This window comes from Chitinophaga sp. W3I9, assembly GCF_050434025.1.
Classification (GTDB): Bacteria; Bacteroidota; Bacteroidia; order Chitinophagales; family Chitinophagaceae; genus Chitinophaga.
In genome coordinates, this window is record NZ_JBNPWC010000001.1 from 5,418,155 (window position 1) to 5,445,043 (window position 26,889).

At 45.5% G+C, this 26,889-nt stretch carries 21 protein-coding genes; 6 read left to right on the forward strand and 15 right to left on the reverse strand.

Annotation, left to right across the window (positions count from 1 at the left end; all coding sequences use genetic code 11):
- Positions 1–14 precede the first annotated feature (14 nt).
- The 3 genes from QFZ51_RS21880 to QFZ51_RS21890 all read left to right on the forward strand — a co-directional run bounded on the left by QFZ51_RS21880 (position 15) and on the right by QFZ51_RS21890 (position 4,231).
- Positions 15–1,568 carry a RagB/SusD family nutrient uptake outer membrane protein gene (locus QFZ51_RS21880; RefSeq protein ID WP_429048861.1) on the forward strand — a complete coding sequence of 518 codons (1,554 nt, stop codon included), beginning with the start codon at positions 15–17 and terminating at the stop codon, positions 1,566–1,568.
- Between the two features lie 178 nt (positions 1,569–1,746).
- Positions 1,747–2,706, forward strand: coding sequence for a Dyp-type peroxidase (locus tag QFZ51_RS21885; protein ID WP_429048862.1), 960 nt, complete (start codon positions 1,747–1,749; stop codon positions 2,704–2,706).
- A gap of 169 nt (positions 2,707–2,875) precedes the next feature.
- A complete protein-coding gene (locus QFZ51_RS21890) occupies positions 2,876–4,231 on the forward strand; it encodes a glycoside hydrolase family 27 protein (RefSeq protein WP_429048863.1) in 1,356 nt (451 codons plus the stop codon).
- Between the two features lie 26 nt (positions 4,232–4,257).
- On the opposite strand, the gene QFZ51_RS21895 is transcribed toward QFZ51_RS21890, so the two are convergent.
- Positions 4,258–4,419, reverse strand: coding sequence for a helix-turn-helix domain-containing protein (locus QFZ51_RS21895; RefSeq protein ID WP_429051596.1), 162 nt, complete (start codon positions 4,417–4,419; stop codon positions 4,258–4,260).
- Positions 4,420–4,736: 317 nt separating this feature from the next.
- Here QFZ51_RS21895 and QFZ51_RS21900 point away from each other — a divergent pair, with 317 nt between their 5' ends.
- Entirely contained in the window at positions 4,737–5,738 is a 1,002-nt protein-coding gene (locus QFZ51_RS21900; protein WP_429048865.1) for a carboxymuconolactone decarboxylase family protein, read from the forward strand.
- 10 nt (positions 5,739–5,748) lie between these two features.
- On the opposite strand, the gene QFZ51_RS21905 is transcribed toward QFZ51_RS21900, so the two are convergent.
- Both QFZ51_RS21905 and QFZ51_RS21910 read right to left on the reverse strand, forming a co-directional pair.
- On the reverse strand, positions 5,749–6,573 hold the full coding sequence (locus tag QFZ51_RS21905; RefSeq protein ID WP_429048866.1) for a DUF899 domain-containing protein: 825 nt from the start codon (positions 6,571–6,573) through the stop codon (positions 5,749–5,751).
- An 81-nt stretch (positions 6,574–6,654) separates the two neighbouring features.
- The gene (locus QFZ51_RS21910; protein WP_429048868.1) at positions 6,655–8,970 is read right to left on the reverse strand and encodes a hypothetical protein; all 2,316 of its coding nucleotides are present in this window, start codon (positions 8,968–8,970) and stop codon (positions 6,655–6,657) included.
- 153 nt (positions 8,971–9,123) lie between these two features.
- Between QFZ51_RS21910 and QFZ51_RS21915 the strand changes: the two genes are divergently transcribed.
- Entirely contained in the window at positions 9,124–10,017 is an 894-nt protein-coding gene (locus QFZ51_RS21915) for an AraC family transcriptional regulator (RefSeq protein ID WP_429048870.1), read from the forward strand.
- On the opposite strand, the gene QFZ51_RS21920 is transcribed toward QFZ51_RS21915, so the two are convergent.
- From QFZ51_RS21920 to QFZ51_RS21955, 8 genes are all read right to left on the reverse strand, one after another.
- Positions 10,018–10,455 carry an L-rhamnose mutarotase gene (locus tag QFZ51_RS21920; protein WP_429048872.1) on the reverse strand — a complete coding sequence of 146 codons (438 nt, stop codon included), beginning with the start codon at positions 10,453–10,455 and terminating at the stop codon, positions 10,018–10,020. It abuts the gene before it with no gap.
- Between the two features lie 6 nt (positions 10,456–10,461).
- Positions 10,462–12,021, reverse strand: coding sequence for a sodium:solute symporter family transporter (locus tag QFZ51_RS21925; protein ID WP_429048874.1), 1,560 nt, complete (start codon positions 12,019–12,021; stop codon positions 10,462–10,464).
- Between the two features lie 16 nt (positions 12,022–12,037).
- Positions 12,038–13,210 (reverse strand): enolase C-terminal domain-like protein, encoded by a 1,173-nt coding sequence (locus QFZ51_RS21930; protein WP_429048876.1) that lies wholly within the window; start codon positions 13,208–13,210, stop codon positions 12,038–12,040.
- A 1-nt stretch (position 13,211) separates the two neighbouring features.
- The gene (locus QFZ51_RS21935) at positions 13,212–14,102 is read right to left on the reverse strand and encodes an aldo/keto reductase (protein WP_429048878.1); all 891 of its coding nucleotides are present in this window, start codon (positions 14,100–14,102) and stop codon (positions 13,212–13,214) included.
- Between the two features lie 26 nt (positions 14,103–14,128).
- The gene (locus tag QFZ51_RS21940; protein WP_429048880.1) at positions 14,129–16,339 is read right to left on the reverse strand and encodes a hypothetical protein; all 2,211 of its coding nucleotides are present in this window, start codon (positions 16,337–16,339) and stop codon (positions 14,129–14,131) included.
- Between the two features lie 7 nt (positions 16,340–16,346).
- Entirely contained in the window at positions 16,347–18,089 is a 1,743-nt protein-coding gene (locus QFZ51_RS21945; RefSeq protein WP_429048882.1) for a RagB/SusD family nutrient uptake outer membrane protein, read from the reverse strand.
- A 30-nt stretch (positions 18,090–18,119) separates the two neighbouring features.
- Entirely contained in the window at positions 18,120–21,248 is a 3,129-nt protein-coding gene (locus QFZ51_RS21950) for a SusC/RagA family TonB-linked outer membrane protein (protein WP_429048885.1), read from the reverse strand.
- Positions 21,249–21,475: 227 nt separating this feature from the next.
- Positions 21,476–22,363 (reverse strand): NAD(P)H-binding protein, encoded by an 888-nt coding sequence (locus QFZ51_RS21955; protein ID WP_429048888.1) that lies wholly within the window; start codon positions 22,361–22,363, stop codon positions 21,476–21,478.
- Between the two features lie 87 nt (positions 22,364–22,450).
- On the opposite strand from QFZ51_RS21955, the gene QFZ51_RS21960 reads away from it, so the two are divergent.
- Positions 22,451–22,849 (forward strand): winged helix-turn-helix transcriptional regulator, encoded by a 399-nt coding sequence (locus QFZ51_RS21960; RefSeq protein ID WP_429048891.1) that lies wholly within the window; start codon positions 22,451–22,453, stop codon positions 22,847–22,849.
- Positions 22,850–22,957: 108 nt separating this feature from the next.
- Here the strand turns inward: QFZ51_RS21960 and QFZ51_RS21965 are convergent, their stop codons facing one another.
- The 4 genes from QFZ51_RS21965 to QFZ51_RS21980 form a co-directional block, all read right to left on the reverse strand.
- Positions 22,958–23,596: a class I SAM-dependent methyltransferase gene (locus QFZ51_RS21965; RefSeq protein WP_429048893.1), complete on the reverse strand. Its 639-nt coding sequence runs from the start codon at positions 23,594–23,596 to the stop codon at positions 22,958–22,960.
- Position 23,597: 1 nt separating this feature from the next.
- Positions 23,598–24,605: an NAD(P)-dependent alcohol dehydrogenase gene (locus QFZ51_RS21970; RefSeq protein ID WP_429048895.1), complete on the reverse strand. Its 1,008-nt coding sequence runs from the start codon at positions 24,603–24,605 to the stop codon at positions 23,598–23,600.
- Between the two features lie 110 nt (positions 24,606–24,715).
- Positions 24,716–25,657: a hypothetical protein gene (locus QFZ51_RS21975; protein WP_429048897.1), complete on the reverse strand. Its 942-nt coding sequence runs from the start codon at positions 25,655–25,657 to the stop codon at positions 24,716–24,718.
- A gap of 126 nt (positions 25,658–25,783) precedes the next feature.
- On the reverse strand, positions 25,784–26,887 hold the full coding sequence (locus tag QFZ51_RS21980) for a DUF6688 domain-containing protein (RefSeq protein ID WP_429048900.1): 1,104 nt from the start codon (positions 26,885–26,887) through the stop codon (positions 25,784–25,786).
- Between the last annotated feature and the right edge of the window lie 2 nt (positions 26,888–26,889).

Consider the following 26,889-nt stretch of genomic DNA (forward strand, 5'->3'; position numbering starts at 1 on the left):
TAAAAGATTCAGTTATGAAAAAGTTTCAGCAATTAATAGTAACAATCACCACTACGGCCTTTATATTGTGCAGCGGATGTAACAAGGATCTGCTGGATGTAACGCCTCCGGATAAACTGGCATCAGCTTTTTTCTGGAAAACACCTGAGGATGCGGATAAGGCGCTCACCGGCCTGTACAACTACCTCTACGCCAACAGCGGAGGCTATGCTACCTCACAGTTTACCGTTTTCGCCTGGGATAATTTCACCGACGACTCCTATGGCCAATATAATTACGGAGGAGGTTTAAACGCCCTTACTTCCGGCATTACTCCTCAATCCGGCGATTTTGTGTACTCTTATTACAGTAACTGCTACCAGGCAATAGCGGCAGCCAATTCTTTCCTGGCGAACGTAGATAAAGTGCTCAGCGGCGACCAGCTAACAAAATATAAAGCAGAAGCCTATTTCCTGCGGGCATTTAACTACTTCTGGCTGGCGCAGCTCTATGGCAACACCATCATCTTTACAGATGATCCTTTCAAGGAAGACTATAAATCCACCAGGGCTAAATCCGACCGGGCAGAAGTATTAAAATTGGTGCTGGCCGACCTGGATCTGGCTATCGCCTCGCTGCCAGATGCCGGTTATACCAATGGACACGCCGTAAAAGCTACTGCCCAGGGATACAAAGTAAGAGTGCTCCTTTTTCAGAAGCGTTATGCAGAAGCGGCCGCACTGGCCAAGGAAATTATGACGGGCAACAAGTTCAGTCTCCTTGCCAGCTATGCCGGCAACTTTTATAAGCCCGATCAGAACAACAGCAAAGAAATTATGTTCTCCGTAAAATACCAGCGTCCCAACATCCTGCACCAGGATGTGGCTATTTCTGTAAATCTCCAGCGCTGGAAAGGAGAACAGGGCACGCAGGACCTGATCAATGAATACGAAGCAGCAGATGGTAAAGACACCGCCTCCTCGGCCGTATACGTGAAAGGAAAACCGTTTGAAAACCGCGATCCGCGCATGCGCCTGACGTTCTTCTTCCCCGGCGACACCAAAGCACAGGGATGGCCCTTCACCGGCGCCCTGGCAATTGCCACGCCCGGAAAAGACAGCTGGACGGCCGGTTACTATGCTGTAAAAAAATGGCTGGACCCCAGTCTCACTGACCCCGACTACGGCACTATAGACGACAACGACTTTGTACTGCTCCGTTATGCCGATATTCTGCTCATGTATGCAGAAGCGCAGAATGAAGCCACCGGGCCGGACGCCTCCGTGTATACCGCCATCAAGCTAGTCAGAAACCGCAGCAATATGCCAGACTTGCCAGCCGGGTTATCCCAGGCAGCCATGCGCGACCGGATCCGTCATGAAAGACGGGTGGAATTTGCGCTGGAAGGCATCCGGTATTTCGACCTGAGACGCTGGGGCATCGCGGTGCAAAAACTGGATGGTTTTGTACCTAATCCTTTGCAACCAACTATCAAAACTAAATACAAGGCCAATTATGACTTCTGGCCTATTCCGCAAACGGAAATAGACCGGAATGCGCCGGAACTGATTCAAAACGACGGGTATTAAAGCCATCACATAAAAAGAAAAAGCCCCGGAATAATTTCCGGGGCTTTTTCTTTTTAGCATCTCCTGAATTTGACACGCGCATCTCGTTGCCAATGTTTATTTTTGAAGTCACTGGTAAATTATTAACGGCCCCTGTAAAGCGGGCCTCCGTTTAAATTAACGAAAAGCCATTTTTAATATGAGCAGTGCAAAACCGCATGAATCACAGAACGTCACTGACTACCCCAACAATAACACCATATTCGCGGTCTGGAAGTTTAAGGAGGGAATGGAAATTAAACCTGCTTTCGAAAAGCTCTGCGCCCTGGTAGCTAATCTCAATCACACCTTCATCATACGGGCGCCCGGTGGCCGCGCCACCTGCGTAATGGGTGTTGGTTACGAGGCATGGCTGAAGCTATCTTTACCCCAACCTGTTCCGAAGGAATTAAGAAATTTTGAACCGCTGGTGGGCGCAAAACATACCGCTGTTGCCACCCCCGGAGATCTGCATTTTCACTTACGGTCAACCGACATGTCCATCTGCTTTGATATGCTCATTGCCATAACAGCCGTATTATCACCCGTGGCAGATTGCTTGGAAGAAGTACATGGTTTCAGGTATTGGGATGGCCGTTCTATTCTTGGCTTCGTGGATGGCACGGAAAACCCGGTGGGTAACGACCGGCAGTATTTCGCCCTGGTGGGCGATGAAGACCCTGTTTATAAAGGAGGCAGCTACCTTTTTGTTCAGAAGTACCTGCACAATATGGGCGGCTGGACAAAGCTCACTACCGAAGAACAGGAAAAAGTAATTGGCCGTTATAAGATCAGTGACATTGAGATGCCTGACGACATAAAACCCGATAATTCCCATAGCGCATTAGCGAACCTGGATGATGACAATGGTAATGAACTGAAAATAGTAAGGGATAATATGGCCTTTGGAAATCCCGGCAAAAATGAGGTCGGCACCTATTTCATTGCTTATGCAAATACGTTCAGCACCACCTTTAAAATGCTGGAACGGATGTTTATCGGGGTGCCGGCCGGCAACTACGACAGGATCCTTGATTTCAGTACTGCCCATACCGGAAGCCTCTTCTTTGCCCCGTCAATGGATATTTTAAAGCAATATACTGCGGATGACACGGCGTGATTTTATCTGTTAACCGGCATGCAGCTGAAGTGTATAATCTACCTCCGGAGACCGTTGTTCCTGGCACTGAAAAATAAAGTGTTAAATTGACAATTATAATTATAATTTTCTTATTTTCACCCTTCGGTAGTCATCTTCCACATTAGTCATCACCACGTAGAGATTTAACATGATGCGATTAACAGCGGTTATCATCCTTGCCACGATATTATTCAGGCAGCATGCACAAAGCCAGGACTTTCATAAATGGGCGCCCGGCCCGCCAATGGGCTGGAACAGCTGGGATTGCTATGGCCCCACGGTAACGGAGGCGGAGGTAAAAGCCAACACCGACTACATGGCCAAATACTTAAAATCATCTGGTTGGGAATATATTATAGTGGACATCAGGTGGTATGTCAGCAACGATAAATCGCATGGCTATAATGAAACAGATCCTGAATATAATATGGATCAATACGGAAGATTTGTTCCGGCAGTAAACCGCTTTCCATCTGCCAAAAACGGCCAGGGATTTAAGCCGCTGGCCGACTATATTCACAGCAAAGGATTAAAGTTTGGTATTCATATTATGAGGGGAATACCAGTGAAAGCGGTAATGGAAAATACGCCCGTGAAAGGTACCACAGTAAAAGCAGCTGATATCCACTCAAAAGAGGGGCAGTGCCTCTGGCTGCACGATATGTATACCGTTGTCCCTGAAAAAGAAGGCGCACAGGCGTATTACAATTCCCTTTTTGAAATGTATGCTGATTGGGGACTGGACTTTGTAAAAGTAGATGACCTGTCTTCCCCTATTTATTTTGCGGGTGAAATAGAAATGATCCGGAAAGCAATAGACCGCACCGGACGGAAAATAGTGTTGAGCACATCCCCCGGCGAAACGCCAATTGAACACGCAGCGCATGTTCAGCAATACGCCAATATGTGGCGCACAGTAGGCGACTTCTGGGACAACTGGAAACAATTAAAGGAACACTTTAAAGTATTTGAGCGCTGGAATAAATGGAGAGCGCCCGGCGCTTATCCCGATGGCGACATGCTCCCACTCGGCCGCATCGGGATACGTGCGGAACGTGGACATCCGCGTATGAGCGGGTTTACAAAAGATGAGCAATACACCCTGATAACGTTATGGACGATTTTTAAATCGCCGCTAATGTTTGGTGGTAATCTGCCAGACAATGATCCTTTTACCTTGTCCCTGCTCACCAATAAAAACGTACTGAAAGTATTAAATACCAGTACCAACAACCGTCCGCTTTTTACGGAAGAAGATAAAGCTGCCTGGATGGCCGAAGATCCGGCAACTGGCGCCAAATACCTCGCCGTATTTAATACCGCGGACCATCCTTCAACGCAGGCCATGCCTGTTACTGTTGATCTGAGTACACTCGGAATTACCGGCTCCTGCAAGATTACCGACCTTTGGTCCGATAAAAAAGCAGGCACTTTTTCCGGTACTTTTTCACCGGTTATTGCCAGTCACGGTGCAGGGTTGTATCGTATTGAGGAGAAAAAATAGTGTGGCAGATCCGGCCGGCTGTCTTGTCAATTCAGATTCCTGAACTCGTTTGGTTTTATACCGGTTTTTTGCTTAAATAACCGCGTAAAATGCTGCTGATACTTAAATCCTAACTGAAGGGATATATCGTTAATTGCGTTGTTCGCATCAAACAGCCGGCCATTGGCTTCTTCAATTACCAGCCATATCTCATATCACCACATTTGATATTTTTCAGAAAAACTGCGTATACCCCATATATCCCCTGAAATTTAACAAAACCCCTTCCTTCCACCATCCAGCTGAAAGTAAATCGGTAAAACTGGTAAATAAAACGGTATTTTATATAAAGCAATTCAATGGCTGGTAACGACATTTGTAATGTGAATGACTTTAGCAGTTAACAGAACAAGCTGAAATTAATATACTGATTATGAATTATATAGATATTTCAGAAAGACGCTGTAACACCGGCATCTTTCTACAAATAATAATTCTTTTTGTTTTCATACTAAGTACAACGAACATGAACGCGCAACAACGCAATTTAACCGGTCAGGAATTAACGGTTCAGCAGCAAAGCCTGGTAGCTGTTTCCGCTTTAACTGCCACCGGTGATTTAAACGGATTAAAAGAGCAGCTGAACGCCGGATTAGATGCCGGGCTAACGATTAACGAAATCAAGGAGGCTTTGGTACAGCTTTACGCCTATTGCGGATTTCCCCGGAGTTTGAACGGCATAACCACGTTCATGACTGTGCTGGAAGATAGAAAAACGAAGGGCATTAGTGACAAACAAGGAAAGGAAATTGTTTTAACCAGCGATAGCAGCAACAAATATGAACAGGGCCGGAAAGTGCTGGAAACGCTGACCCAAATGCCGCAAGCAAGGCCGGCGCCAGGGTTTGGTGAGTTTGCGCCACGCATCGACGCATTTTTGAAAGAGCATCTTTTTGCGGATGTTTTCGACAGTGATGTGCTGACCTACCAGCAAAGGGAACTGGTCACCATTGCTGCCCTGGCGGCAATGCAGGGAGTGGAGCCGCAGTTGCAGTCGCATATAAAGATGGGAATGAACACCGGTATCACAACCGGACAATTAGCACAAGTAGCCGGCCTGATAGAAAAAAGCGTAGGGAGGAACCAGGCAAATTCGTTGCGAAAGCTCTTGTCGGAGCCAGCTATTCCGGTAATTGAACCGGATATGATGGTGCGGATTTCAGAAATTGAAATTGTGCCGGAATACCAGGAAGAATATACCTCCATTCTGAAAACGGAAGCAGCGGCATCGGTGAAAATAGAACCGGGCGTAATTGCTATCTTCCCCATGTTCCAGCAGTTAAATCCAACACAACTCAGGATTATAGAGATATATGCCAACAAAGCGGCCTACCGGTCTCATTTACAAACACCCCACTTCCAGCATTACAAAACCAGTACGCTTAAGATGGTAAAATCACTAAAATTGGTGGATATGGAGAGCATTGATAAAGAAACAATACCGGAGATCTTTAGAAAACTAAAATGAGCAAATTAATTTAAGAACAGCAGCTGCCTCCTTTCTCCTTATCCCCGTACTCATCATGACGGCGGAACCACATGGTATTCCCGGTTTCATTGCGGCCCAGCGGCGCCCGGTCCAGCCATTGGTACATGCCCCAAAGCCCGTCCAGTCCGCGCTCATATGTTGAGTACGTGTGGTAAACCACCCCATCCCTCAACACAAAGGCGCTCATACCGGGCGCCTCACGGGTATACGTAGCCCAATCTGTGCCTACGGTCGCAGCAATCCGCTTTCCGGCTTCCGGCGCTTCCTGAAATGCTTCAATTTCATTGGCACGGGAGGTCACGTTCCCTGTGCGATAGTTGTACGCTACGGCGCCCGAACGTTGCTGCTCCGCGGTGAATGACACCTTGAAATCGTAGTTGAAATCACTTTCCAGGGACGAGGCCCAGGGAAAATGCCAGCCCATCCGCTGCTTGTACGCCTGCAACTTTGCCAGCGGAGCCCGCGACACGGCAATGAGCATCACGTCGTGGTTAGCCAGGTGAACTGCGAAACCATTAAAATCGTCTGCAATCGACGAGCACGACGGGCACCCGGCCTCATACTCCGGCCCAAACATGAAATGATAAATAAGCAGTTGTGACCGCCCGCAAAAGAGATCAGCGAGCGAGGCTTTCCCATTATCTGTATCAAAGCTATATGCTTTGTCTACCTTCACCCACGGCAACTCCTGACGGCGCCGCGCTACCTCATCACTATGCCTCGTAAGCTCCTTTTCGGCCTTTAGCAGTTCGATCCGGGCTTTCAGCCATTCTTCTTCCGAAACCACGGGATGGTTTTTAATATTGGGCTCCATAACGTTTTTATTTATTTAAAATATACTAACTCTTATCACGTGGCTTTTGTTCAGGTTAGTAGCTATTTGGTATCGTATGCTTTACAGGCATCTTACCTCTTTTCCTGAAATAGACACCCTCGCTTTGCCACCAGCCTTCACCAGTACTTTTGGCCAACGGAGGAAGGCCGTATAACCCATAGGTTGCTTTGCTTCCAGGCTGGTTTCCGACATAACGGTCACACTGGCATCATAAGCCGTTGGATTATGCAACAGGATCACCAGTCCTTTATTATCTTTCTTAATAATTGTCGTCTCCACGTGGTCAAAAACATAGCATTTTGATTTGTCGCTGATCACATAAATACCTGGTAGTTCAAGTGCCATCAGCATTCCGTTGGTTTCTGTCCAGGAATTGCGGGTGTATATAAAATTCCCGGTGCTCTCCTTCCCTTCTGCATCTCCTGGCTGAATGCGCTCCATAGAGGATCCCACCAGGTAATTGCTGGTAATATGGCCTGGCATATTAACCGCCTCCGTGTGTGCGTGCTGGATATCCCTGATCAAATCTGCATACAATGATTTTCCGGTAGCCCGGAACAATTTAAAAAGATAGTCGCCGGAGGAAGTGCAGATGCCCGGTGCGGCATGTTTATTTTGAATGCTGGCCCAAACAGCCCCCGTCATATTGGCCTGTAATTTCCCGATGGTACTCGACGGAGGAAAAACCGGTGCATAAGACAGGGTCCAGCTGGAGCAGAGGGCTGCCTGTACTTCGGCCATCGACAGCCACTTGTGATCTCCGGTATATTTATATAATGCCATTAAAGACTCCAGGAATCCAAAAGCCGATTCTGAATTGGCATCCTGCGAAATATCCCCGCAATCGCCACCTGTAAGCCCCTGCCCTGCTACATCGCGGCGGTAATAATAATCCGCAGATGCTGCTGCTGTTTGCAGCCAGTCGGCCCTGTTAAAATAGTTCGCTGCCAGGGCCATGCCAGCCGGGACGATGGCGCCCGCAGTAGAATTAAATACTGCCACCTCTCCTGTTTCAGGCGCTATATACTGGCCAAACTGACCATGCTTCTGCCAGGTTTTTACAAATGCGCCAGCCAGTCTTTTTGCTGCCTCTTCCCAATCTTTGTTTATCATGGCAGCATGCCCGCTTTCCCTGAACAACAACAAATGCTTCATCAACCAAAACAAGGCATCCCCGTTCTTCCGCACCAGTGCCTGCACTTCCGGGAAATCCCGTGACATCTTCTCTCCTGTGATTTCTCCGTTTGCTTTTATGCCGCCGTAAAAATAACCGCTTTTACCCTGCAATCTGTGAACTACAAAATCAAGTTCCTCACAGACTCTTTTGCGTTCCTTTTCGTCGTTCAGCGATAGCATCGGATAGGTGTTGATCATGCCGCTCACCCATCCCAGCTGAAAATCGTTGCTGTTCTCCGGTTTATAATAATTGCCGGCCTGCTGCTGCGTAAAATTACTGCTGCATATGCCTGTTCCCAGTTCCAGTAACTTGCTCATCGGTACCAGGTTCCGGGGAGCAGCATGGTCCGGGATATCTTTTCTTACTTTAAAAAATTTAGTGAGCAAAGCCGGGATATCTGGCGCCTTAAACACATACAACCGGAAACGCAGCGATACTTCGTCGCCGGCCTTCCAGTCCGGCGCCTTATCACCGCTCAGGTGAAAGTCGCCGAAGCCGGCAGCCAGCTTACGCATGGCGGGTGCTGATAGGTCAAAAGAAAAATGGTCTTTATGAGCACTCTCGGTGATGGTAACCCCGTTGTTTCCCCATTTTGTTTGTTGCGTTGTTAATAGGATAAAGCCCATTTGTTCAGCCGGAGAAAAAAAACAAACGGCGGGAGTGGCCATACTACCTGTTTGCAATTCTACCAGGGAAGCCTGATCATTTTCTATCGACAAACGGGGATTATTTGAAATCGTTAGCGGCACCTGCGGGTTATAATACATATCACGCGGATAGTCGGGATTATAACCATTCCCTATAGCGCGATAGCGGTTGCCGTTATAAAGCGAAGCCGGCACCAGTACATAATTGGCGGGGCTCCAGTTGCTGAAGTCAAATTTCATCGCTACGGTTGCAGCGTTTACCTGTCCGGCTGTCAGCCTGAAAGTTGCCACCACATCAATTGCATCGCTGTATTCCTTCACCGGGCTCACTTTCAGCGCCAGTTGCCAGTTATCCGGCGCCTCTTTCAAACGAAAAACGTTTTCCGCTATCAGGTTGGTGCCATTATATTGTCTTTGCAAAAAAGCAACCGATCCATATACCTGTTGCAGCATCCTGTTGACCTGCGGATCCCGGAACTGCGAAAAAGTGCTGTTTGATGTGACAACGGCCACCAGGAACAATAGGAAATACTTTATTTTAATGCGATACATATTTGCTGTTTAATGCAGCTAAAGGTCTGATTCCCTTTATATGAACCCAACCTTTAATTTGGCAATTACGGCTACTATTTTTGCCGCCTTTAACTTCCCGCGTATTTTATTATCTTTGGATTGCCTGTAACACACAACCAGACCTACAATCCGATGCAATACATATACGAGAATTTTACATTTCCGCCGGACCAGTCATTTACGGTAAGGTCAGAGATTCTTGAAATAAAAAAATATACTGCCTTAAAATCGCATGTTAATTTTGAGATTGCGCTGCTGGAAAACTGTAGTGGCAAACGGTTTATCGGCGATCATATTCAGGATTTCGACGGGCCGGAGCTGGTATTGCTGGGCAGTTACCTGCCACATTGCTGGCAATATTACAAGGCGGCAGATCCGCTTATCCCCACCCAGGCGGTGGTTATTCATTTCTTTCCTGATTTCCTCGGAAAGGAGCTGCTTGAAAAGCCGGAAGCAAAACAATTGAACCTGCTTTTCGCCAAGGCGGCAAAAGGCGTACTATTTACAGGCAACACCCTCCGCGATGCCAAAATGATCATGCACCAGATGCTCTATGTGTCGGGCTTAAGCAGGGTGGCACTGATGATCCGCCTGCTGGACGTGCTCGCACAATCCGAATCATCAGTAGTATTATCATCTCCTTACTACAACACCGTTGAAAGCTCCGGAGAAGCAAAAAAAATCAACAAAGTATTCGATTACATCTTTCAAAATTTCAAAGACGACATCGTACTACAGGACGTAGCAGATCTTATTCCCATGTCGTCGGCAGCTTTCTGCCGCTTTTTTAAACGCAACACCAACCGTACGCTGATCGACTTTGTAAAGGAAGTACGCATCGGGCATTCCGCCAAACTTTTACTGGAAGGACATCACAACGTAGCAGAAGCCTGTTATAATAGTGGCTATAATAACATCTCAAATTTTAATAAACACTTTAAGGAAATCAAAGGATTGTCGCCCAGGGACTTCGTCAGGCAATACGAAGACAAAGAGAAAAATGGCATTAGCGCCCAAAACCTTTAATCACTCTTTTGTGAACCGGTAAAAAGGTAATGCCTCCACCCATTTTTCATGCTGCCCGGCGCCGGCAACGCCGGTCTGATAACCATCCATTAACCGGTTCCATTCCGCGCAACGCTTATCATAAGATTCAGCCGTTTTTCCCATTTGCCCGAGATCTGCTCCGGCAGGCACACTGATGGTCATTACCAACAGATAGTCGTACCGGTAAAGCGTTATTTTCCGGTAGCCTGCTTTCTTAAAGCCTGCTTCCACTTCCGGCCATATATGCTGATGATAGTCGAGATAGGCTTTCAGCTTCTGCGGATCATGTACAATATTCACCACAAATACATGCTCCTGCAGCTCCGCTTCTTTTGGGGATGCATTACAGGCTGTAAATATAACTACGGCAGTCAACAGTAATATCCTGCACAAAACAGCGGGTAATATTTTATTCATGATTCGTTAGTTTAATACTATATAGATCGTGATCATTATTAAAGCCAGTGCTCCCCAGCCTGCCCATAGCCATTTATCCATGCCCGAGCCGGCGTTATCCGGAAAGGTAAATGATACGTGATTTTTTTCGGGCGACTTAAAAACCATCGTTATCACCCCCATTAAAATCACCAGGAAAATAAAGATATAGACAGACAGTAGCAGGAAATGCGGCCAGAATCCTTTATACGGATAGTTCAATACGTAACAAACGCCCATTACGAGGCAAAGAAATCCGCCGCCAAACAATACTGTTTCTGCTCCCACCCGGTGGGTACGTTTCCAGAATATGCCGGCTAAAAAAACAACCGATAGTGGTGGCGCCAGTATAGACACAAGTCCCTGTGTTAATTCAAACAGGCTTTTATCAGAGTAAGAAAATAATACAGCGATACCTCCTCCCAAAAAAGCGCCAGCGGCGGTCATCCATCTCCCCACCCTTGTTTTATCCTTTTCTTTCAATGTTACAAACTGCGTAACCACATCCAATGTAAAAACAGTACTGAAAGAATTCAGCCCTGAAGAAACGGTATCGATCAGGGAAGCAATAAGGGCCGCTATACAGAGTCCGCGAAGCCCGGCGGGCATCAGGTTTTTGACGAGCGTAATGTAAGATTTATCCGGCGTGGTAATATCTCTGTATAATAAAAAACAAATAATACCAGGCAATACAAAAATAAATGGCGTAATCACTTTGAGCGCCGCCAGGAAAAGAATGCCGCGTTGTCCCTCTTTGACAGTCTTAGCCGCCAACACCTTTTGCACGATCGTCTGATCTGCACACCAGTAGTAAACGGCTACTACAGGATACCCTGCCACAATAGCGAGCCAGGAATATTCGGGATCGGACCTGGCATGAAACAACTTCCAATAGTCGGGAGGGATTGCTTTGGCCGCATCTTCCACATGACCAATTTTCCCTATAGCCAATACCGTTAGTATCAGGGAAGAAACAATAATGATCACCGACTGGAAAACGCCGGTCCTTACCACTGCCTTTAGCCCCCCGATAGCAGTATAGCTGGTGGAAATGAGGGTTGTCAACACTACTGCTTCCAGCAGGGAACATTGGAAAATTTCAGAGATAACCAGGCCACCCGCATACAGTGCACTGCCAAGCCATACAAACAATATAGACACCAGGCTGTAAACTACCAGGAAATTATAGGACCTGCGGCCATAACGTAAAAGCAGGAATTGCGGAATAGTGCTGATCCCTGACGAAATATAACGTGGAATAAAAAATACAGACAACAACATCAGAAATATCCATGCCAGCCACTCAAAATTGCCTCCCACCACCCCCTGCGAAAAACCCAGGCTGGATAAGCCTATTAACATCATCGGGCCTACGTTGGCACTGAACATGGAAAAGCCGATCTGCCACCATTTCAAAGAACGCCTGCCTAAAAAAATATCTCCACCCGATTGTGACCGGGAAGATTTAAGGTAAAAACCAAAGGCGAATAAAGCGATTACATAGACGACAAGGACGAGATAATCAATTCCAGTTAATATTATCTTCACAGAAAATGCTTAAGGATCACAAAGATACGATCGGCTTGTATTCACCGACGTTCTTTTTATCCCATATCCTTGTCCTGGTCAGTTGACCGGTGCTTTCACAGTGGCCCCAATTTATCCTGACAGGCAAACCAGGCATCTCCGGCAGGAAAAACTTCCCGTTGCTCCATGCCGGTTTTACATCGAAATACGTTTCCAGTCCCGACATAATTGAATACATGTACTCCACTTCACATGGTTCAGACGCAGTAGCCATCAGGGAAGCTGTAAACAATGAATATCCGCCGGAAGAAAAATCAATCTTATGTTTGGCTGCCAGGTCTCTCACCGCCATCCATTCTTTCACGCCGGCTAAATGACCGGGCACCGGCTGCAAATGGCTTACGCCGATGTTTACCAACGTAGGAAATACTCTTGCCGTCCGTTCCGATTCTCCAAAAGCTATTTTCAAAGGCGTTTGTTTACACAGCGCTTCAATCTGGTCCAAAGATGCTGAATGCGTAGGTTCTTCAAACCAGGCCAGGTTTTCCCCGGCTGTCTGATCTATAAACCGGAGCGCCTGATCACAACTCCAGATCTGGTTGGCATCCACGGCGAGCCTGACATTTTTTCCCAGGAGATTACGTACAAACTTCACACGCTTTACATCTTCCTTCATGTTCATGCCAAAATCCTTACCCACCTTCATCTTATAACAATCTACCCCTGCTGTGGTAAAATAGGTAACCTCTTTTTCCAGTTGCTCATAACTATAGTTGGTGCCTCCTCCGCTGCCATATACCTTTACCTCATTCCGGCCGGCGCCCATATATTTATGCAATGGGACGCCGAGCCGGCGGGTAGCCAGGTCGTGCAATGCCATATCCACCTGTCCCAACAGCGCAGATGCAGGGCCTCTGAAGCCCTCGTTGCGGATAGACCAGTATAACCTGGAATATAACTGGCTGTAGGAAAGGTTATTGGAATACAGCAAATGAGGCACGAGGCATGCTTCCAGGATATTGGTATAACTGCTGTACACCGGTGCTTCACCAATATTGTGATTTTCATCTTCAATGGTGATCATGGACATTCCAAAAGCATGAAACGGTCCCATAGTGGCGTCCTGCAATGGAGTAACCACCTGCACCGGGGCTAATTCCCTTATTTGTATACTCCGGATATTAAAGATCTCGTGATCGATATTACACATCTTAACTTCTTTTACCGTTACTGCAATTCAAAATTTCTGTCCGGATGGCGTCCGGTAGTTTACCCTGGTTAAAATTTTCAATACTGGCCACCAGTTCTCCTGTATTGGATGGTCCCAATACAATATTAAAATCATAGGGTAAAGACAGGAGGAACCTATGCGCCATAGCTGATAGGGAAAGACGGTGTTTTTCCGCTATTTGTTCCAGTTCTATGGCCATCTTCAGTGCCTCTTCGGGCAGCCATTCGGGGCGCATCTGTTTAAACGACCCTATACATCGCCCCAGCAGTCCCATGTTCAGCGGACTGGCAGCATAATATTGTATGTTACGGGATAGGCAGTAAGGCAGTGAATCCCCGAGTGAGGTTACATTTGAGGCATTAAGACGGTTAAACTCCATCACCACATCAAAAACGCCGGCATCCAGGTATGCTTTCAGCCAGGAAGGCCAATTACCTCCTACGCCTAACCGTTTTGCCAATCCCTGTTCCCTGAACGCTATCAGCCTGTTAATGATCCGCTTCGCGTCCATTTCGGGAATCGCATGAGGATCATGTAAAAACAGGATATCGAGAGAAGAGATACCGATAGTACGGAGACTGTTCTCCAGGCTTTCCGCCATTGTCCTGTCTGAATAATCGTAACAGGCTTCGTCGGCGGCGTAAGATTTGAGTCGCCCCACTTTGGAACTGATCACAGGTATTTTCCCATCCCATTGCTGTAATGCCTGACCAAGATAGCGCTCCGCATCTCCATAAGCCGGAGCGGTATCAATAGCGATTATACCCGATTCGAGTGCGGATAAAATTGTTAATACAGATTGATGTGGATCAACCTTTCCCCAAACACCGCCTAATCCGGCAGTACCAAGCACCAAACGTTCGCTGACCATAAACAAATAAGTATAATAAACTGTTATCAACCTGCTTTGCTGCGCTTCAATATTTCCGGGCTGCCCAAAACACCATCTGGCGCTACCTTGTAAAGTTTCCAGGTATTATCATCCAATTGTTCCAGGTGATAAACATTTTTTTCTTCCTGCATTTCTTTTTTCAATGCGTCTCCAAATGCACCGGCATTCTTTGCATTTTCCCAGGTCCGGAAAGCTTTGAATATCGCCTGCTTGTCGGTTCTTTTCTCTACAGCATCCTGGCTTAACCCCAGCATATAGGTAGCCTCCCAGGCAATGGATTTACACTGGAGATTCTCTACTACCTGTATCGTCCAGTCACGCTGCAGATTCTGTATCCCAAAAGTAGCGGGAAAATAACTGCCGTTGAAAGAATAACGTATGTCTTTCCCTTCAATTCCCCATTTATTATTTACCGGATCAAACATGTTATTACCACCCCCTACATTGCATACGCTCATGTAGTGCCAGTTTCCTTCAAAAACGCAGGATCCCATCACTCTCACGTACGGCACATTCATTTCTTTAAGGTGGTCAAACATGCCTCTCATAAAACGTTTGAAAGAGTATTGTCCATGTCCCTGGTAAGTAAAACTTTCGAAGCCGTCAAAGTCGATATAGTTCATCCCTCCGTCGTGCAGCAGGCGGGCGTAATAGGCCGCATAATCATCCTGCAGCGTAATATCGGGGATAAATCCACCATAACAGTTTACCTGGAGTTTGGCCAGTTGATCCCCGGCGTTATGCGCGGCGGCATTGGTTTTAAGGGCGCCGCGTTCTACACCGGTAAGTGTATAGGGTTTGGTGGTGGTAACGCCTTTATACCGGATCAGCTCTTTCCCGATCTTTAACACATTCACCTTGTTGTCGTCCCAACCGCCAAATTCGTTCAGATAACTGGTGTCCGCCACCTGTATCAATGTATCATTTGCACTAATCCTTTTGGTGATATGGGTTTTTAACACGGTACACAAGCCATCGTTAGGCACCGGATGCACATCGCTGCTAAATGGCTGAATAAATTCCGTGAGCGTATGCAATCCATAGGCAACACCTTCTTTGTTGGTTAAGGCGGTTAAGTCACTGATAGGCCGTTTTTGCTGGTTGAGCGTCACTTTTTTATCGGCCCACCGGTTGGCCGGATTCGTATAATATTCTCCCAAACCCTCATCCTGAACAGCTTTCAGCCCCAGCTGCCCGGCATAGGAAACCAGGCTGTCGTGCGGCCCCCACCAGGCGATATCCGTTTGATAATTGGACGGATCTTTTACCCACTTTCCATTCCGGGTAATATAGGGCAAGCCTTCATTTTTTACAATCTGTTCAATTGTCCGCAATCCAAGTGAATCAGGGCAGGCATAAAAGGCGATGGCAGAACCGATATAGTCTACATCAACCGGCGTCAGCTCCATATGCCGGGGCGATTTAACCCCGGGGAAATCATTAAAATGCGGATAAAAAATGGTGTATGGCTTCTTCCGGTCGCGCGAGTGTAATACGATAGACGATCCGAAGTCCGGCTCCAGGCTGGCGCCATTACCATTCATATACCGGTAATACTCTTCCGGGTGAGAATAAAATGCCACATCATTAATGCCATCTCCACCGATACGGAACCGTTGACCTTCCTGTAGATTTGCCGGCAGCGGGTACTTCACCGGGTCAGGCGAATGAATGATATAACAGGACTGATACATATCGCCATTACAGGGCGGACCGCTGGTAGTATTGTCGTTAAGCGCCAGTATGCCAATGGCAAAATTTTCACTTCTTACTACTGACAGTATTTCGCCGATGGTTTTGGAGATATTGGTTTTATAAGGTCCCCATATCACATTGTCAACGCCATTTCGCGGTAACAGCGACAACAGTTCAAAACGCAGGTAGTCGTTTTTCTGGTCGATCTTTAACGTAGCAATTGTACCGCTGGGATAAGTCAGCTTTAACTGTTTCCCCTGTAGTTTTGCACTGACCGGATAAATATTCTTTCCTTCTTTCTCCAGCGCCAGTAATGGTGAGCTTAGTCCCCGGGGATTGTATTCCCTGCTTGTTTGTTTATCCCTGATACTGGTAATAAATCCGCTTTTATTGATGCTAACAGACGAATACCTGGTTGTAAACGCTATGTGCTGTGCGCCTGCATGCCTGTTAAAACCCAATAATGTACAAATTATTATCCCGGCCGTTAAATACTTCCTGTTACGCTTATTTTCTTTCATTCAATTGCTATTGCAGGGGATCAAAGTCGCCACCCCAGTTATTGTTTTGTTTTAACAATGGGTTTCTATCCAACACTGCTTTAGGAATGCCATAAATATAGTACTGATCTTTAATAGCTATATCAACAGCATCTGTTGGAATAACAGTAGAAGTAAATTTATTCCACACTGTGTTTATATCCGACATCGGGCTTACATCTGATTGTCCTGTTTTCAGCAATACGGCGATTCCATGACGTTGAGTAAGGCTTCTCAGGTAACCAAACATCTTCCAGCGGCGCAGGTCATTTAAACGTTTACCTTCAAAACAAAACTCAACAAACCGTTCTTTTTGATATGCCTTGCGTATGTCGGGCTGCAACACGGCTGTAATACCATAATTACCGGCGATGCCTGGCAGCACGCCTGCACGGGTCCTGATCTGTTTTAACACGTCGATTGCTGCAGCAGTATTACCTGTTTCATTAGCGCATTCTCCGTAATTCATTAATACTTCAGCATAACGGATTTCAACCCAGTCGACGCCTGCATTGTAAACAGTGCCTTTGTCAAGGGTTTTATCAACCGCTTTTATACGGTAAAAACTGGAGTTAGACCATAAAGGATCCAGTGTTATTGCATTATGAACGCCTTCCAGCCCGGTACCACCGTTATAATTCGTTATTGAGGTAAAATACGTCCACAGGTAGGTTTTACTGTCACGCATTCCCTTTAAATATTGATTAGGAGCTCCGTTGTAATAAATATTGGCATAAAACCGGTCATCCCTGTTAAAAAACAGTGTATCGTAGCTTCTCGATTGTGATTCCCAGGCCGAGCCATCCTTCATGGGAAAGGCATTCACCAGTTCCAGGGAAGGCCTGTCGTAACCTACATCATCCTTAGACCAATCCAGGGGAATTAAACCGCCCTGGAAATAAGTGGCCTGCGGGTAGTTGAACCGGTGGACCATTACCACTTCTTTGTTTAGCTCATCATCCCATATTTTACTGTAAGGACTATATAACCCTTTACCACGTGCATCCAGGAATTCTTTGGCCGCTTTATTAGCATCGAATGCTTTTTGCCAGGTGGCAACGCCTGCCAAACCATTAAACAACGGGCTGGCATAAAACAACAATACTCTTCCTTTAAAGGCGAGGGCCACTCCTTTATCTATCCGGCCCATATCATCATCTGTAAAAGCGTCGGGCAGTAATGCGAGGGCGTCATCTATATCTTTTAAAATCTGCGTTACACATTCTGAAGTTTTATTACGGGGTTTCTGCAGTGTAGTTAAATCAGAAGTAGGCAGCTGTGCTTCCAATATCAGCGGTACGCCGCCGTAGGTGCTCACGAGGTTCTGATAAGCCCAGGCCCTCCAGAATAACGCCTGTCCTTTAATTTTATCCTTATCCGCCTGGCTGAAGGTAGCTTTATCGATATTACCCAACAAAATATTGATAGTTCGAATATTATTATAAGTACTAAAACTGTTTTGTGAGTCGAAGGTAGCGGTGCCCCTGAACCATTCATTTGTCTGTTTCTGATAAGGTACGCCTTCGTCGGTGTTGTTGCCGCTGCCGTAAGGATTGCCTGGCATCAGCGCTGAATAGATCTGATTTAAATAGGCGGTGGCAATATTTACATCCGACCATACCTGGTCCGGACCAACTGCAGAGAGATTCGTTTTGTCAAGTACTTTATTGCAGCTCACAAATAAAAAAGGAACGAAAAAAAGGAGTACTGCTATATTTAACTTATGCTTCATTTTCTTGTTTTTTAATTTGAACATGCTTTTCTATAACCTTATATCAATTCCTGCGGTAAAAGTTCTCATAGTTGGATAACTCATGAATTGAGACACTTCAGGATCATACAATTTAAATTTGCTGACATTAAACAGGTTTGATCCTGCCAGGAAAATCCTGGTATCTTTAATCGCTAATTTATTCAATACGATATCAGGCAATTTATAGTTGATGTTCAGGTATTTCATCCGTAAAAAGCCGCCATTATATACGTTGAATGTGGAGGTCCATGTATAACCGGCAGAATGAGGATCTCCCCAAGGGTACATTTTGGGAGTAGAACCATTAGGATTTTCGGTGCTCCAGGAATCAGCGTGGTATTGTGGCACTTTTCCGCCACCGCCGAAATTCCTGCCCCAGGCGTCATTGTAACTTATTTTATATCCTGTGAGGCCGGAAAATAATGCTTCTACCGTAAATCCTTTATACGACAGTGAAAGATTCAATCCGTAGGCCATGGGGGCATTGTCGGCTCCAAAATAATTGCCCAGCACCATTTGGTCGTAGCTATCTACCTTATTATCCGGTTTTCCATCCGGGCCACTCAAATCGGCCAGCAGCATATCTCCCAAGGCTGGGGCTACTCCATTAATGGTATAACCGCTTGGCAGCTTATTCAAATCCTCCTGTGTGCGTATTACACCCAATGCCTTGTAACCATAGCTATACGCCAGCGTTTTCCCGATGGGGTTAGCATAGTCCTGCGTATTGGCTGCCACATCTCTTTTTATAGCCTTGTTGGTAGCATAGGTGAACACCCCTTTTACATTGTAGCTGAAGTTTTTGCCGATGTTATTGCTGTAGCCAAGCTCTACTTCAATACCATGGGAACTAACTTTTCCATAATTCTCAGGAGGCAATGATGCGCCAAACTCGTAAGGAATAGCCAGGATCCGGCTGCCTAATATATCATAGGATTGACGTTTCCAGTAATCGAAGCTGAAGCGTACATTTCTGAATACCGTTGCATCTACACCGAAGCCTGCGGAATTTGATTTTTCCCAGGTTAAGTTGCTGTTAGGTAATCCGCCATATGCCAGGCGTGATGCCGGGGTACCGGAAGCGCCAAGGAAATAGGTGCCTCCTTGTATAATATATTGCTCCATCCATCTCCATCTGCTGTTTGGATCATCCTTATCCAGGATATCATTACCGGTGGTAGCGTAGGATGCTCTCAACTTTAAGAAATCAACTGCATGGCCAAGTGTTGATGACTGGAAAAATCCTTCCTTTGAAATCACCCAACCTCCGGACACCGATGGAAACCATCCCCAGCGCTTATCCGGTGCAAAGTTGGTAGAACCGTCTCTCCGTACAGATGCGCTGAAAAGGTATTTGGCATCATAGTCGTAATTAATCCTTCCGATATAGGATAGCCTTCCAATCTGACCTTCGTTACCACTTGTTGACCAATCGGCGTTGTTGGCGCTGGTATATAAAAACTGATCTGTGGCAACGAGCGGAAAATTATACCGGTACATGCTGAAATAATTCGAGTAGCCCTCGTATTGCTCGTAAACAGCCAGTGCGCCAATCGTATGTTTTCCAAATGTACGGTCGTAATTAACCTGTGCATTTAGCTGGTAAGTATTGGATTTATTATATTCATTGCCTAAATACTGGGTGCCGGGATCGCCACTTAAAGTAGTACCCACCAATTCATTCGTATAAATCAAACCATTGGGACCTGTTTTCTTAAAATTGTACAGTGTTTGTTTTTTGGCAAAGGTTTTTATATAGCTGTTGTCGAAGTTTTTGCTGTAGGTACCTTTTATGCTCAGTCCTTCTACCGTGGGTATTTTGTACTCGGCAGTCACCAACGCATCTATTTGCTGGTTGTTGTTACGCCAGTAGCCCCCGTTTCTCATCATCTCTATAGGATTTCCCAGCCAACCGGGGTTATTTGGTTTACCATCTTTATAAGGCGTTGCAAATACATCCCAGTACAGCAGCTTGCCCCAAAGATTATTCAGGTCATCGGAACCATAATCATAGGTAAAGTTGAAACGGTTGCGGGTACCATAACTTGTTCCCAGGTTTAAACCGAGTGTAAGATTTTTTACGAGGTTGGCCTGCACGTTTCCACGGAGATTGTATTTCTTGTAGGATACCTGTGGCAGGAATCCATCTTCTTTAATATAAGAACCTCCAATGTAGGCTCTCAGCTTTTCATTACCGCCTGAAACACTTAATGCATAACGTTGGCTGGAAGGATTGGTATAAGCGGCTTTGTAATAGTTATCGCCGTTAGGGTTATTTTGAAGCACCCAGTTAATTTCCTCATCGCTTAAACCTCCGTTCACGGCTTTGCTTAAATTCAATCCATCTTTAACCGGCATATATTCCGGCAATTTACCTACCCGTTGCGTGTTATAGGTGGCGTTGAAATTTATAACTGCCGTACCACTCTTTCCTGTTTTTGTTGTTACCAGGATAGCGCCGTTAGAAGAGCGGGAACCGTAAATAGCTGCAGAAGAAGCATCTTTCAAAATGGTGATATCCGCCACTTCATTGGGATCCAGCGCATCGAAACTGGTTTTATCCCGCACCACACCATCAATTACATATAACGGTTCAACGGCACTGTTACTAAAGGAAGAGCGGGCCCTCACTTTAACATTGGAGCCAATACCAGGTGTACCCGTGGGTGAACTGATAAAGGTACCCGACATACGTCCTGCCAATACATTTGATAAATTGGTTGCAGGAATGAGCTGTATATCCTTCGCGCTTATGGAGGAAACAGCAGAAGTCATTTTAGCACGTTTCTGTGTGCCATACCCTACCACCACTACATCTGTCAGTTCCGTGGCAACGGGCTGTAGTATGATGTTCAACTGGGAAGTACCGGCAACTGCAAAGGCAGTACGAAATCCCGTCATCGTAACTTTCAGACGGCTGCCGGGAGGTGTGTTTATTTCAAAGCGACCCTCCGGACCGGACACTGTTCCGTTCCTCAGGTTCCCTTCCTGGCTGATAGTTGCGCCGGGGAGCGGCGTGCCCGTAGAGTCAGTGACAACGCCTTTAACGCTAATCTTGCTTTGGGAATAAATATGCGTGGATTGCAGTATCAGGCACAGCAACGCAATCGCCCATAGTAACGACTTGGTTTGGTTCATAAAAAAAATTGTACAGGTGACAAATTTGTGGAATAGCAATTCATTGTTCGGTTGATGACATCTCTAGTCTACCTAAAGATCTTACTATCCCTTGCCATGTACAACGCTTAATTTGACCATTACAAATGTTATTTTTGCAGGAGGACAATTACTTGTTATGTCAATAAACAAAACTCAACTGGCCGGTAAAGTGGAAAGGTCTATCAAGACCTTTCCACTTGTAAACTTTAACCGGCAAACTGATACGCCATTGCAAACTCTTTAGCAAAACCGGGAAATTTCCGGCTTCCCGATACTCCGTACTGATCTTTCTTAAATTCGTCGAACAACCCTTCCCTGATGGCCTTTCCCGCGTTCACGATAAGATTTTCAGCAGCATCCTGTGAAAACCCGTTCTGAAGCAGGCCCGCCAACAAGGCATCATCGGGAAACTCCACCCAATTTAACGGCTTGTCAATCGCGCTGCCTAACATTTCAGCTATGCCGTTGCCATTTCTTATATCGCTGATAACATATTCGATCTGCTGACCGGAAAAAGAAAGCGAATGTAAGAAAGTGAAGGCTGCATCTGCAATATCTGCCGGATGTGTCATGAGCAGATCAACCATTCCGCCCACATTGTGCCCGATAATGCCCTGGTGTTTTGCGGGCCCTAAACCACCGTAAAAATTGGTATAGAACATGGCGGGGCGTAAATGAACAACATTCAGCCCGGGAATGCCATTAAGCCGTTGTTCCAGGTTATAGTACCTTGATAACGGAGCAATGCCCGCCACCGCAACACCAATGCTGCTCAGGTTAACCGCATACCGGATATTGTGCTGTTCAATAGCCCGGACATAATTCTGGTGTATCTGGTCCGCAAATTCATAATAGTCCGGGACGGAAAAATCAGGGGGCACCATGGTATATACCGCATCCGCGTCTTCGAACGACCGGGAAACAAATTCCGCATCCGTTAAAGAGCCGGTCAATGATACGGCGCCCAGCTTTTCTATTTCCTTTGCCTTCCCGGAATCTGAGCTTATCACTTTTATTTCGTGACCACTTGCCACCAATCTTTCTATGAGAACACGACTGATATTTCCCAGGGAACCTGTTACTGTTGCTTTCATTTTTTATTTGTTTTAAAATTCTTGTACAAAACTAAACTTGTACTTACCTTTATACAAGTACTTACCCAATGGTAAGTATCAAATAATATGACAGCAATAAAAGAAACATCGGTCATCCAGGAAAACAAGAGCAATGCGTTTGTCGCTTGCCCGGTAACCTTTGTAATGGAAAAGATTGGCGGATATTGGAAGCCCATCATCCTGTTCAGTCTTCTGCCGGGAAAAAAGCGCTACAGCGAGCTGAAAAGATCAATACCGGCAGTTACAGAAAAGGTGCTGATACAGCACCTTAAACAATTGGAAAATGACGGGTTAATCTTGCGGGAGCCAAGACCCGTTGTGCCGCCTTATGTTACCTACGAACTGTCGGAGTCGGGCAGGGCATTAAGACCGGTGCTCTATGCAATGGCAGAATGGGCTGTTAGCCAGGGAGGGGAACTATCGGGTCAGTTTTCAAAGCAAATGGCGGACTTTCCGCCAGAATGAGAGGAAGTAATAGCTAATTCAATTCGTCTTGAAGACATGTTGATACTTTAATTAGATCAGGAATTATTCGAAATAAGCACGACCACTGTTCCAAAATACTTTCTAACATTATTTTTTCTGCGCCCAGATATAAGCCCGCCTGCTTGCATATTCCACCTCATCATACGGGCGCCTCTCTATGGCATCAATGATATTAAAACCCGTCTCATGAAGTAATGCAATGATATCATCTGATTTAAAGAAGAACAAATCAACATCAATTTCTTTATCATGCGCTTTGTCAAAATGGACAATCTCCTCTCCTGCGTGAAAGGAAAACAAAAAGTCTCCTCCCGTTTTCAATACCCTGTTTATTTCGTCGAAACACTTCCTTACCTGGTCATTATTAAAATGTACTATCGCATAAAATGCAATGGCACTTGCCAGAAATCCTGAGGGATAAGCGATATCCAATAAGTCTCCTGTTTCATATTTAATATGGGGAGAAAGCTCCCGGGCAGTACTAATCATCGCCGGCGACAAGTCAATGCCGGTGATATCGTGCATCCCATTGTCGTACAAAAATTTTGTTGTTTGCCCAGGTCCACAGCCAAAGTCGGCACAGGGTCCTTTATCTTTGTTAACAGCTGCAAATTCCTTCAATAACAACCGGTCAAAATGCTTGTGGGTCAGTTCGTCCCAGCGCTGCGCCGCATAGTCGCCGGCTACCTGGTCGTAACAGTGCAGTACTTTTTCCTGTGAATTCATCTTATTCGTCGTTTTTCAATACTAACTGAATGTTGCCTTTTCCTGCTCTAACCTTTTCTATCGCTTCGTTCATTTCAGAGAACGGCATAACCTCCACAGCGCTCTCAATGTTATGCTTTATTGCGAAATCAAACATGTCTGTCATGTCCTTGCAACTACCTACATAATTTCCAAAAATAGTTCGCTGAGCATAATCGTATAGCAAGCCAAGGTTAACGGGTTGCTTTTCCAACGGCGCGGCTACCACGCAAAACTTCCCCTGTGGCGTAAGGATCTTCAAAAAATCATTCAGATCATATTGTACATTTAGTGTCGAGATAATAAAATCAAATTTCTTCCCGATCGTTGTAAGATTATTGGCGTTTGAGCTTAGCACAAACTCCGCTCCCAACTGATTAATCATCTCCTTTTTTTCAGGAGAATGAGAAAATACATACACCTGGTGTCCCATTTTATTTAAAAACTGGATAGCCAGGTAACCAAGACCACCAGCGCCCAATACACCAACGGTAGAATTGGCTGGCAACTGCGCTCTTATAATTCCTGTATATACAGCAAGGCCAGATGATAGCAATGGAACTGAATTCACCGAGTGAAGTGCCGGCGGAAGTTTATATGCGAACCTGTTATCAACAACAATATGCTCCGCCAAACCACCATAGCAATGCACACCAATTACTTTTTGCCGCTCACAAAATTGTTCGTTCCCTGCTTTGCAATACTCACAGTCAAAACAAGCTTCCTGCTGATAACCGATCCCAACGCGATCTCCAACTTTCAATGTGGCTACATTTGCCCCGGTTGCTGCTACAATTCCCACAATTTCGTGCCCAGGAACAAGTGGGAATTTCGTATCGCCCCAATCATCACTTATGAACTGGATATCTCCTCTTGCAATAGCACAATAAATAATTTTGACGCTTACCTCATTGTCACCAACATTTCTTTCATAAAAAAATGGTTCCGGTTTTCCACCTTTCCCTTTAATTCCATATGCTTTGATTTTCATAAATAGCCCGATGAGTTTTTATAGGTTTTGGACCCTCAGTATCTCTTCGCGATCCGGGTCCGTGAAAAGAAGTTACGACTATTTTTTGGAAGATTTTCGGGGGAATAAAGCTATTTAATGGTGATGTTCTCGGAAAGCTGGTAATTAAAATTCAATATTTCGTTCATCTCCGCCATACGGTCGAAATTACCGCTGAATTGCGACCGGTATACATCCGCATAAATAAAAACATGGGTCTGGCCCACTTTTTTGTATTTGAGACAGAAAACAGAGCGGATGATAGCTTTCCCGTCTTTAGGATCATAGTCAAGCTCATACCCGGTTACACTGTTTGCATCTTCTTTGAATATAACCCTGTCGGGGCTTTCCAGTTTATAGCCCGCCAGGTCGAAATCTGCAGGGTCTGTAGAGAGCCAGATAGTGAGTTGATTTAGTCCATAATTCTTTTGGGGATATACCAGGTCGTATATTTTAGCGTTCGTCGTAAATGTGCCGATTTTGATAGGCCCGAACTGCTGGGTTTTAACATGTCCGGATACTTTGAGTTCAATCCCGCGCGGGATCTCTAAAGTGATAGGATTTCCTTTGTCGTCCTGTATAACCTGGTTTTTGACCGGTAATTTTTCAACCTGATGCAATATAATCTGTGGGGCTGTGCTTAATTGATTTTTCAGCGTATTGATTTTCGCCCTCACTTCTTTTTGTCGGGCAATCTCCTTATTGATATCCTCTTCAAATTCTTCTTTCGATATCCGGGTAAATTCCATAATGGTGTTTTTGGAGTTGGAGGTAGTCGCATTATCCCTGAATTTAATCTGGAAAACATCATCGCTGAAAGCATTATCATACATTTCATAATACTCCCTGTCAGCGATATGGAGTTGCGAAAGCTGTTTAAAACTCCGGATGTCTATCTTAAATGTGGAAGGCAGCTCAAAATACAGGCTATCACCTTTTCTGATGAAGTGGAAATTATAATCAAGCACTTCCTGCATACCTTCAACCGTCATCCCTGTAAAAGGAGTTTTGTCTTGCCGGTAGATCTTAGTCATTTTCCAGTATGTTGGGCTGTTCTGAGATTGACAACTTAAGTTCATCAAAAAGAGGATGATCGCTATAATGATATTCCTATTCTTCTGGTATTTCTCCGCTGGTTTCATCTTCCTGTTTTTTGTTTTTCAATTTCCTGGCGATACTGAACCATTGTACTGCCTGTTAATCCGTTGTTCTGGTTGCTGACATAAAAGATATAAACAAATCAGAAAGATCCATTCCAAAGGTTTCATTAGCCGGTAAGTTAAATTGGCCATCTGCTCGTTATTGATTTTCCTGGATAAATTATATCCGTACTTATCATAGTTACGCCGTATCACCCGGTGTAACCCCGGAGAAAAATCCTGCACCATTTCCTCAAAGGCATTTGCGATCAGCAACTGCCGGTTCACGATAATCGTTCTTCCATTCCTGTTACCCAACCGGAGGGGCTTCACGATTTTTGGATCTCCGGATACTGCAACTGTACACAGATAATGCCCTTTATGGTCCAACACCGGCGGATGCATCTGCTGAGAAAGCCGCCAGGTGGTGGTTTCTGTGAAAGCTTTGATCAATGAATCGGGGTCCTGGCCAAACAAGGTAAGCACCGCTGTAATAACCAGCAGTAACGGAAGTATCAGGATAATGGACCATAGCGTTAAATTCCTTCTTTCTCCAAGAAAAATATTCAATTTGTTCAGGAACTTATTGGAATAGATACGTTCATTGGCCGTAACCATGTGCGTCCTCACCACCTGGAGTATAAGCAGGACGGCAATCAATATCGCCACTGCCGGTGCAAATACAAAAAGATAAACATGTCCGGATTTGTCATACATATCGATGCTGGCCGTATTATGTTCCGATACCTGCCATAAAATCAGCAAATTGATCACAATACCTGTTACCAGGAAACCCAGCGACAGCACTTTGGCCAGTGGTGGCAATTTATAGCCCTTCAACCACAACAGCAACAGAGAAATATTGAAGGCAATAAAGTAAAAGGTCAGAGTGATGATGTGCTTCCCGCCCAGCGGAATATAACATTGATCATCAACCGGGTCTATGGCGGTATAATATTCGTTACTGTGGATCAGGAAACCGATGAACAGCGATATCAGGGAAAAGACATAAACGTTCGCCAGGATGACCTCCGGAACAGTAATGGCCGGTTTGATCCTTTTCAAAGTAAATATGGTGATCCCGGTTAGTCCTAAAAAAAAGAGGAGTACACAAACAATAATCATGT

Coding starts and splice junctions, on each gene's coding strand:
- QFZ51_RS21880 (WP_429048861.1), top strand. CDS start 15: ATGAAAAAGTTTCAGCAATTAATAGTAACAATCACCACTACGGCCTTT.
- QFZ51_RS21885 (WP_429048862.1), top strand. CDS start 1,747: ATGAGCAGTGCAAAACCGCATGAATCACAGAACGTCACTGACTACCCC.
- QFZ51_RS21890 (WP_429048863.1), top strand. CDS start 2,876: ATGATGCGATTAACAGCGGTTATCATCCTTGCCACGATATTATTCAGG.
- QFZ51_RS21900 (WP_429048865.1), top strand. CDS start 4,737: ATGAACGCGCAACAACGCAATTTAACCGGTCAGGAATTAACGGTTCAG.
- QFZ51_RS21905 (WP_429048866.1), bottom strand. CDS start 6,573: ATGGAGCCCAATATTAAAAACCATCCCGTGGTTTCGGAAGAAGAATGG.
- QFZ51_RS21910 (WP_429048868.1), bottom strand. CDS start 8,970: ATGTATCGCATTAAAATAAAGTATTTCCTATTGTTCCTGGTGGCCGTT.
- QFZ51_RS21915 (WP_429048870.1), top strand. CDS start 9,124: ATGCAATACATATACGAGAATTTTACATTTCCGCCGGACCAGTCATTT.
- QFZ51_RS21920 (WP_429048872.1), bottom strand. CDS start 10,455: ATGAATAAAATATTACCCGCTGTTTTGTGCAGGATATTACTGTTGACT.
- QFZ51_RS21930 (WP_429048876.1), bottom strand. CDS start 13,210: ATGTGTAATATCGATCACGAGATCTTTAATATCCGGAGTATACAAATA.
- QFZ51_RS21935 (WP_429048878.1), bottom strand. CDS start 14,102: ATGGTCAGCGAACGTTTGGTGCTTGGTACTGCCGGATTAGGCGGTGTT.
- QFZ51_RS21940 (WP_429048880.1), bottom strand. CDS start 16,339: ATGAAAGAAAATAAGCGTAACAGGAAGTATTTAACGGCCGGGATAATA.
- QFZ51_RS21945 (WP_429048882.1), bottom strand. CDS start 18,089: ATGAAGCATAAGTTAAATATAGCAGTACTCCTTTTTTTCGTTCCTTTT.
- QFZ51_RS21950 (WP_429048885.1), bottom strand. CDS start 21,248: ATGAACCAAACCAAGTCGTTACTATGGGCGATTGCGTTGCTGTGCCTG.
- QFZ51_RS21955 (WP_429048888.1), bottom strand. CDS start 22,363: ATGAAAGCAACAGTAACAGGTTCCCTGGGAAATATCAGTCGTGTTCTC.
- QFZ51_RS21960 (WP_429048891.1), top strand. CDS start 22,451: ATGACAGCAATAAAAGAAACATCGGTCATCCAGGAAAACAAGAGCAAT.
- QFZ51_RS21965 (WP_429048893.1), bottom strand. CDS start 23,596: ATGAATTCACAGGAAAAAGTACTGCACTGTTACGACCAGGTAGCCGGC.
- QFZ51_RS21970 (WP_429048895.1), bottom strand. CDS start 24,605: ATGAAAATCAAAGCATATGGAATTAAAGGGAAAGGTGGAAAACCGGAA.
- QFZ51_RS21975 (WP_429048897.1), bottom strand. CDS start 25,657: ATGACTAAGATCTACCGGCAAGACAAAACTCCTTTTACAGGGATGACG.
- QFZ51_RS21980 (WP_429048900.1), bottom strand. CDS start 26,887: ATGATTATTGTTTGTGTACTCCTCTTTTTTTTAGGACTAACCGGGATC.